Annotated in this window: 1 protein-coding gene; it reads right to left on the minus strand. The window is 77.8% G+C overall.

Annotated elements, in window-relative coordinates; genetic code table 11:
* On the minus strand, positions 1-8,568 hold an 8,568-nt coding region (locus V5O46_RS31190; protein ID WP_332888104.1), incomplete at both ends, for a type I polyketide synthase.

Raw genomic sequence — 8,568 nt, forward strand, 5'->3', positions numbered from 1 at the left:
CACCTGGGCCACGTCGTGCAGGGCGAACCAGGCGGTGAGGAACGCGGAGGGGAGCGACGCGGCCCGGGTGAAGCCCCAGCCGTCGGGCACGGGCGCGAGCACGCGCCGGTCGGCGACGGCGGAGGAGCCCATCGAGCCGGGCAGCAGCCCGAACACCCGGTCGCCGGGGGCGAGATCGGTCACGCCGGGGCCGGTCTCGGCCACCACGCCCGCCGCCTCGATGCCGAGCGGCTGGGGTGCGCCGGGGTAGAGGCCGAGCACGCTGAGGACGTCCCGGAAGGTCACGCCGACCGCGCGGACGGCGACCCGGACCTCGCCGTCGGCGAGTGGCGCGTCGGCGTGCGGCACGGCCGTCATGCTGTCGACGGTGCCGGTGGTGCCGGGCCGGAGCCGCCAGCCGCCGTCGGGCAGGACCAGCGCGTCGGCGCCGGCGCGGGTGAGCCGGGGTGCGCTGACCGCGCCGGACCGCACGGCGATCTGCGGTTCCCCGCAGGTCAGCGCGGCGGGCAGGGCGCGGGCGGAGGCGTCGGTGGCGTCCAGGTCGGCGAGGACGATCCGGTCGGGGTGCTCCGTCTGGGCGGACCGCACCAGACCCCAGACGGCGCGGGCGGCCGGGTCCGGGGACTCCTCGGCGGACAGCGCGAGGGCGCCGCGGGTGACCACGGCGAGGCGGGCCGTGCTCTCCTCGTCGGCCAGGATGTCGCGGAGGGCCGTGAGGACGGCGGCGGTCGCCCGGTGCGTCTCGGCCACGGGGGCCGCGCCGGGGTCGGTGGCGACCGGCAGGACGAGCACCTCGGCGGAGCGGTCCGTGGCGTCGGCCAGGGCGGCTCCGGCCGCGGTGAGGCCGGCCGTCAGGGCCGCGTCGCTGCCGAGCAGCGCGAGGCGGCGGACCGGAGCCGTGCCCTGCTCGACGGGCACCCAGGCGGTCTCGAAGAGGGCGTCGGGCACCGCGGGAGCGGCGGGCGGGCGCAGCCGCAGGGAGCCGATGGCGGCCACCGGCAGGCCGTCGGCGTCGAACAGGTCGACGGCGAGGGCGCCTTCGGTGCCGGCCCGGGAGAGCCGGGCGCGGACCGCCCGGGTGCCGGGGGCGAAGACCCGCACCCCGGTCCAGGTGAACGGCAGTCCGCCGTGCGCCGGGTCGGTGATCAGACCGCCCACGCCGATGGCGTGCAGGACCGCGTCCAGCAGCGCCGGGTGTACGGGGCAACGGTCGGCGTCGGGGACGCCTGCGGGCAGTTCGGCCTCGGCGAACACCTCGGCCGCCGGGCCCTCGCCGCGCTGCCAGGCGGCACGGAGGCCCTGGTAGGCCGGCCCGTAGCCGAAGCCGGCGTCCGCCAACTGCCCGTACAGGGCGCCGAGGTCGGCGGGCCGGGCGTCCGCGGGCGGCCAGGCACCGGTGGCCGTGGGCTCGCCCGGCACCTCGCCCAGCGCTCCGGTGGCGTGCCGGGTCCAGTCGCCGTCGCCAATGCGGGTGTGCAGGGCGATCGCGCGGCGGCCGTCGGCCTCGGCGGCGCCGACGGTGACGCGCACCTCCACGGTGCCGTCGGCGGGCAGCACGAGGGGGGCTTCGAGGATCAGTTCGGCGACGCCGGGCGCCGCCACCTGGCCGGCCGCGGCGAGGGCCAGGTCCAGCAGAGCGGTGCCGGGCAGCAGGGCGCTGCCGCGCACGGTGTGCTGGGCCAGCCAGGGGCGGGCGGCGGGCGAGAGCCGCCCGGTGAGCACGAGCCCGCCGTCGGGCAGGTCGACCGCTGCGGACAGCAGGGGGTGCCCGGCCGAGGCCGTGCCGTCACCGGAGTTGAAGGGCAGCCAGTAGTGCTCGCGCTGGAAGGCGTAGGTGGGCAGCTCGACGGGGGTGCCGCCGCGGCCCGTGAAGTACCCCGCCCAGTCGACGGGCAGGCCGTCGGCGGCGGCGCGGGCCAGCGCGTCGGTGAGCGTCTCCGGTTCCGGACGGCCGGCGCGCAGCAGGGGTACGGCGAGCGGGTCGCGCTCGCCGGCCTCGGCGGGCGGCAGGCTGCTCCGGGCGAGGGCGGTGAGCACCCCGTCCGGGCCGAGTTCCAGGTACCGTACGGCGCCCGCGGCGGCCAGGCCCCGCACGGCGTCGTGGAAGCGGACGGCCTCTCGGACGTGCCGTACCCAGTGCTCGGGCGAGCGGGCCTCCTCGGCCGTCAGCGGGCGGCCGGTCAGTGCGGACACGACGGGGACGGAGGGCGCCCGCAGGCCGAGGGCGGCCACGGTGGCGCGGAACTCGTCGAGCATCGGCTCCATCAGCGCGGAGTGGAACGCGTGGGACACCCGCAGGCGGCGGGTCCGGCACCCCTCGGCGGCGAGCCGGGCGGCCGCCTCGTCCACGGCCTCCTCGCGGCCGGACAGCACCAGGGCGCGCGGGCCGTTCACGGCGGCCAGGGAGACGTCGTCGCCGAGGAAGGGCCGTACCCGGTCCTCGTCGGCCTCCACGGCGACCATCACGCCGCCGGCCGGCAGCGCGTCCATCAGCCGGCCGCGGGCGGCGACCAGGGCCGCGGCGTCCGGCAGGGAGAGGACTCCGGCCAGGTGCGCGGCGGTGATCTCGCCGAGCGAGTGGCCGGCCAGCAGGTCGGGGATCACGCCCCAGTGGCGCAGCAGCGCGGCGAGGGCGACCTCGACCGCGAACAGCGCGGGCTGCGCGTAGGCGGTGCGGTCGAGTACGTCGGCGGGCCCGGACAGCACCAGTTCGCGCAGCGGGCGGTCCAGCAGGCGGTCGAACTCGGCGCAGACCGCGTCGAAGGCGTCGGCGTAGGCGGGGTGGGCGGCGTACAGGTCGGCGCCCATGCCGACGCGCTGGGCGCCCTGGCCGGTGCACAGGAACGCGGTGCGGCCCTGGCGGGCGGTGACGGGGCGAGCCTCGGCGAGGGCGTCGAGCAGCGCCCCGGTGTCGCTGCCCGCGGCGGTGACGCGGTACTCGAACGCGGTGCGCGTGGTGGCGAGAGCGCGCGCCACGGCGACCGGGTCGGAGTGTCCGGCGAGGTCGGCGCGCAGCCGCTCCACCTGGGCGCGGACGGCCTCGGGCGTGCGGCCGGAGACCAGCCACGGGACGGGTCCGCCGTCCCCGGCCGGCGCCGCTTCCCCGGCGGGCGGGGCCTGTTCGAGGACGACATGGGCGTTGGTGCCGCTGACCCCGAAGGAGGACACGGCGGCACGGCGCGGCACGTCGGTCTCGGGCCACGGGGTGGTCTCGGTGAGCACCGAGACCGCTCCCCTGGTCCAGTCGACCTGTGCGGAGGGCCGGTCGACGTGCAGGGTGGCGGGCAGCACGCCGTGGCGCAGCGCCATGACCGTCTTGATGAGGCCGGCGGCGCCGGACGCGGCCTGGGTGTGGCCGAGGTTGGACTTGACCGAGCCGATCCACAGCGGACGCTCGCGGTCCTGGCCGTAGACCGCCTGCAGGGCCTGGGCCTCGATGGGGTCGCCGAGCGCGGTGCCGGTGCCGTGTGCCTCCACGGCGTCGACGTCGGCCGGGGTGAGGCCGCCGTCGGCCAGCGCGGCCCGGATGACCCGCTGCTGGGAGGGACCGTTGGGCGCGGTCAGGCCGTTGGAGGCGCCGTCGGAGTTCACGGCGGAGCCGCGGACGACGGCGAGGACGCGGTGGCCGTTGCGGCGGGCGTCGGACAGCCGCTCCACCAGGAGCAGGCCGGCGCCCTCGCCCCAGCCGGTGCCGTCGGCGGCGTCGGCGAACGCCTTGCAGCGTCCGTCGGCCGCGAGGCCGCCCTGCCGGCCGAACTCGACGAAGACGCCCGGGGTGGCCATGACGGTGACGCCGCCGGCCAGGGCCAGGTCGCACTCGCCGGACCGCAGCGCGCGGATCGCCCAGTGCAGGGCGACCAGGGACGAGGAGCACGCGGTGTCGACGGTGACCGCGGGGCCCTCCAGGCCGAGGACGTAGGCGAGCCGGCCGGAGACCACGCTGCCGGAGGTGCCGGTGAGGAGGTGGCCCTGCAGCTCGTCGGGGGTAGCGTACAGGCTGGTGAGGTAGTCCTGGCCGCCGTAGCCGACGAACACGCCGGTCCGGCTGCCGCGCAGGGAGGCCGGGTCGATGCCGGCCCGCTCGAACGTCTCCCACGCCGTCTCCAGCAGCAGCCGCTGCTGCGGGTCCATGCTGGTGGCCTCGCGCGGGCTGATACCGAAGAACCCGGCGTCGAACTCACCGGCGGCGTCGAGGAATCCGCCGGTCTTCGTGAAGCCGGTGTCGGTGACGTCCCAGCCGCGGTCGGCGGGGAAGCCGGTCATCGCGTCCCTGCCCGCGGCGACGAGGTCCCACAGCCGTTCGGGCGAGTCGGCGCCGCCGGGGAAGCGGCAGCCCATGCCGACGACGACGATCGGGTCGTCGGTGGCGGCGGACGGCGCCGGCGCGGTGCCCGGAACGTCGGCGGGCTGTCCGCCGGTGAGTTCCTCGGCGAGGCGCTCGGCGAGCGCCTCCGGCGTGGGGTGGTCGAAGACGAGGGTGGCGGGCAGGGTCAGCCCGGTGGCGTCGCGCAGCCGGTTGCGGAGTTCTACGGCGGTGAGCGAGTCGAAGCCCAGTTCCTGGAAGGCGCGGCCGGCGGGCAGTCCGGTGCCGGAGACGTGGCCGAGGACCGCGCCGGTCTCGGCGAGCACCAGGTCCAGCAGCGCGGCCCGGTCCAGCCGGTCGGCCGGGGCCGCCGGTGCCGGGGCGGTGTGCGCCGGGTCGGCGGCCTCGGGCAGGTCGGCGAGGAGCGGGCTGCGCCGGGCCAGGGTGAACGTCGGCGCGAACACCGGCCAGTCGATGTCGGCGACCACCAGCGAGGCCTCGTCCCGGCCGAGGGCGCCCGCGAGGGCGGCGACGGCGCGGTGGGGTGCCATGGCGGGCAGACCCCAGCGGAGCATCTGGGCGCGGGCCGGGCCGTCGGACATCCCGGCGCCGTCCCAGTGGCCCCAGGCGACGGCGGTGGCGGGCAGGCCCTCGGCGCGGCGGCGGGCGGCGAGCGTGTCGAGGTGGGTGTTGGCGGCGGCGTACGCGGCCTGGCCGCTGCTGCCCCACACTCCGGCACCGGAGGTGAACAGCACGAACGCGGACAGCTGCCGGTCGCGGGTCAGTTCGTCCAGCAGGAGGGCGCCGGTGACCTTGGCGCCGGCGACCTCGGCGAGATCGGCCGGGGTCAGCTCGTCCAGCGGCCGGTAGCGCTCGATGCCGGCGAGGTGGAACACGGCGTCGACGGGATGCTCGGCCAGCACCCGGACCAACGCGTCACGGTCGGCGACGTCACAGGCGACCACGTCGACCCTGGCACCGTGCGCGGTGAGTTCAGCGGCCAGTTCCTCCGCACAGGGCGCCTCGGGGCCGCGCCGTCCGGTGAGCACGAGGTGCTCCGCCCCGGTACGGGCGAGCCAGCGGGCCACGTGCGCACCGAGACCGCCGGTGCCGCCGGTGACGAGGGTGGTGCCGGTGGGGCTCCAGGCGGGAGTGGTCCCGCCCGCCGGCGCGCGGCGCAGTCGGCGGCCGAAGGCGCCGGAGGCGCGTACCGCCACCTGGTCCTCCGGACCCGCCAGCGCGGCGACGAGCCGGTCGGCGAGACGGGCGTCGAGGACATCGTCGGCCGTGCGGGCGCCCGATACGCCGTCGGCTCCGGCCGCGCCCGGCAGCGCACCGCCGGCCGGGAGGTCGATCAGCCCGCCCCAGCTCTGCGGTCGTTCCAGCGCGGCGACGCGACCGAAGCCCCAGATCTGCGCGGTGGTCGGGTCCGCCGGGGTGTCCGCCGGGCCGGTCGCCACGGCGCCGCGGGTGACGCACCACAGTGGCAGGCCGCCGTCGGCGCGGTCGTGGGACCGGACGAGGGCGAGGAGGCCGGGGAGCGGGTCGGGGTCGTCGGGCCGGAGCACGGCTACGACGCCCGCGGTGCCGGCGGTGAGTTCCGCGACGGTGCCGGGGTCGTAGGCCGGAACCCGGGTGATGTCCATGCGGTCCGCGAGTGCCGCGACGACGGCCTCGGACCAGGGATCGTCGGCCGCGACCGCCAGCCAGCGGCCGGTGGGCGCGCCGGCGGAGGGCGAGCCGGTGAGGGCGGCCCAGTCGACGCGGTAGCGCCAGGAGTCCACGGCGGACTCGTCGGCGCGCCGCTCGTGCCAGGCGGCGAGCAGCGGGTGGACGGCGGCGATCGGCTCCCGGGCTGCGGGGTCCGCGCCGAGCACCGTGGCCAGTTCGTCGGCGGAGCCGTGGACCGCGGCCCAGAAGGTGCCGTCCTCGCAGCCCTGTTCCGGGGCGATCGGCCCGGTGTCCTCCTCCAGCCAGAGGCGTTCGCGCTGGAAGGCGTAGGTGGGGAGCTGCACGGTACGGGCCGCCGGCAGGGCCGGCCGCCAGTCGACCGGTACGCCACGCACCGCGGCCTCGGCGAGGGAGGCGAGGAAGCGGGCGGGGCCGCCGCCGTCGCGGCGCAGCGAGCCGACGGCGAGGACGGCCGGGTCGGTCTCCTGGAGTGCCGCGGTGAGCACGGGGTGCGCGCTGACCTCGATGAAGGTCGTGAACCCGGCGTCGATGAGGGCCCGTTGGGCCAGGTCGAAACGGACCGGCTCGCGCAGGTTGCGGTACCAGTAGGCGGCGTCCAGGCCGGTGGTGTCGAGCACCGCGCCGGTCACCGAGGACACGAAGGCGGTGCTCGTGGCGCGCGGTGTGACGGCGGCGGTCGCGGCCAGCACCTCGGCGCGTACGGCTTCGACGTGCGCGGAGTGCGAGGCGTAGTCGACGGGGATCCGCTTGGCCCGCAGGCCGTCCCGCTGGGCCTGGGCGAGGAGTTCGTCCAGGGCCGTGGAGTCGCCGGACACGACCGTCGCGGCGGGGCCGTTGACGGCGGCCACCGACAGCCGGTCGCCCCACGGCGCGATCACCTCGCGCGCGGCGGCCTCGGCCAGCGGAAGGGACACCATGCCGCCCCGGCCGGTCAGGGCGCGCAGCGCGCGGGCGCGCGCCGTGACCAGCAGGGCGGCGTCCTCCAGGGAGAGGGCGCCAGCGACGCACGCGGCGGCGATCTCGCCCTGCGAGTGGCCGACGACGGCGGCCGGCTCCACGCCGTGCGCCTGCCAGAGGGCGGCCAGGGAGACCATCACGGCCCACAGGGCGGGCTGGACGACGTCGACGCGTTCCAGCGCGGCCGGGTCGGCCAGGACGTCGCGCAGGGACCAGTCGACGTGCGGGGCGAGGGCGGCGCCGCACTCGTCCAGGCGGGCGGCGAACTCCGGGGAGGAGTCGGCGAGTTCGCGGGCCATGCCGGTCCACTGCGCACCCTGACCGGGGAACACGAACGCGATGCGGCCGGGGTGGCCGACGGTGCCGCGGACCACGCCGGGCGCGGGCTCCCCCGCGGCGACGGCGGCCACGCCGCGCAGCAGGCCGTCCGGGTCCGCCCCGACCACGACGGCGCGGTGTGCGAACGCCGAGCGAGTGGTGGCCAGGGACAGGGCGACGTCCAGGGGCCGGTCGCCGGGCCGCTCCGCCAGGTGGGCGGCGAGCGCGGCGGCCTGGGCTCGCAGCGCGCTCTCGGTACGGCCGGACAGCACCCACGGCACCGGCCCACCGACGGCACCGGGCGCTTCCGATGCCTCGGCGGCGTCCTCGGGAGCCTGCTCCACGATGACGTGCGCGTTGGTGCCGCTGACGCCGAACGCGGAGACACCGGCGCGCCGCGGCCGGTCCCCGGCAGGCCACGGCCGGGCCTCGGTGAGCAACCGTACCGCGCCCGCCGACCAGTCGACCTTCGGGGTGGGCGCGTCCACGTGCAGGGTCCGGGGCAGTACCCCGTGGCGCAGGGCGAGCACGGTCTTGAGCACGCCGGCGACCCCGGCGGCGGCCTGGGTGTGCCCGACGTTGGACTTGACCGAGCCCAGCCAGGCGGGTGCGGTGCGGTTCTGGCCGTAGGCGGTGAGCAGGGCCTGGGCCTCGATCGGGTCGCCGAGGACGGTGCCGGTGCCGTGCGCCTCCAGCAGGTCGACGTCGCCGGGCGCGAGCCGGGCGTCGGCGAGGGCCGCCTGGATGACGCGGACCTGCGCCGGGCCGTTGGGTGCGGTGAGGGCGCTGCTGGCGCCGTCCTGGTTGACGGCCGAGCCGCGCAGCACCGCGAGCACCGGGTGACCGAGACGCCGGGCGTCGGAGAGCCGCTCCAGCAGCAGCATTCCGGCGCCCTCACCCCAGCCGGTGCCGTCCGCCGCGGCGGCGAACGGCTTGCAGCGGCCGTCGGAGGCGAGGCCGCGCTGCCGGGAGAACTCCACGAAGGTCGCCGGCGACGACATGACCGTCACGCCGCCCGCGAGGGCCATCGCGCACTCGCCGCCGCGCAGCGCCCGCGTCGCCCAGTGCAGGGCGACGAGGGAGGCGGAGCACGCCGTGTCGACGGTGGCCGCGGGGCCGCGCAGGCCGAGGGTGTAGGCGACGCGCCCGGACAGCACGCTTCCGGCGATGCCGGTGCCGCCGTGGCCCTCCACCCGGTGCAGCAGCGGGCGCGCGGCGGAGATGTAGTCCTGTCCGTTGGTGCCCAGGTACACGCCGACATCCGCGCCCCGCAGGGACTTCGGGTCGACGCCGGCGCG

Origin of the sequence: Streptomyces poriticola (assembly GCF_036689765.1) — a bacterium.
GTDB lineage: Bacteria > Actinomycetota > Actinomycetes > Streptomycetales > Streptomycetaceae > Streptomyces > Streptomyces poriticola.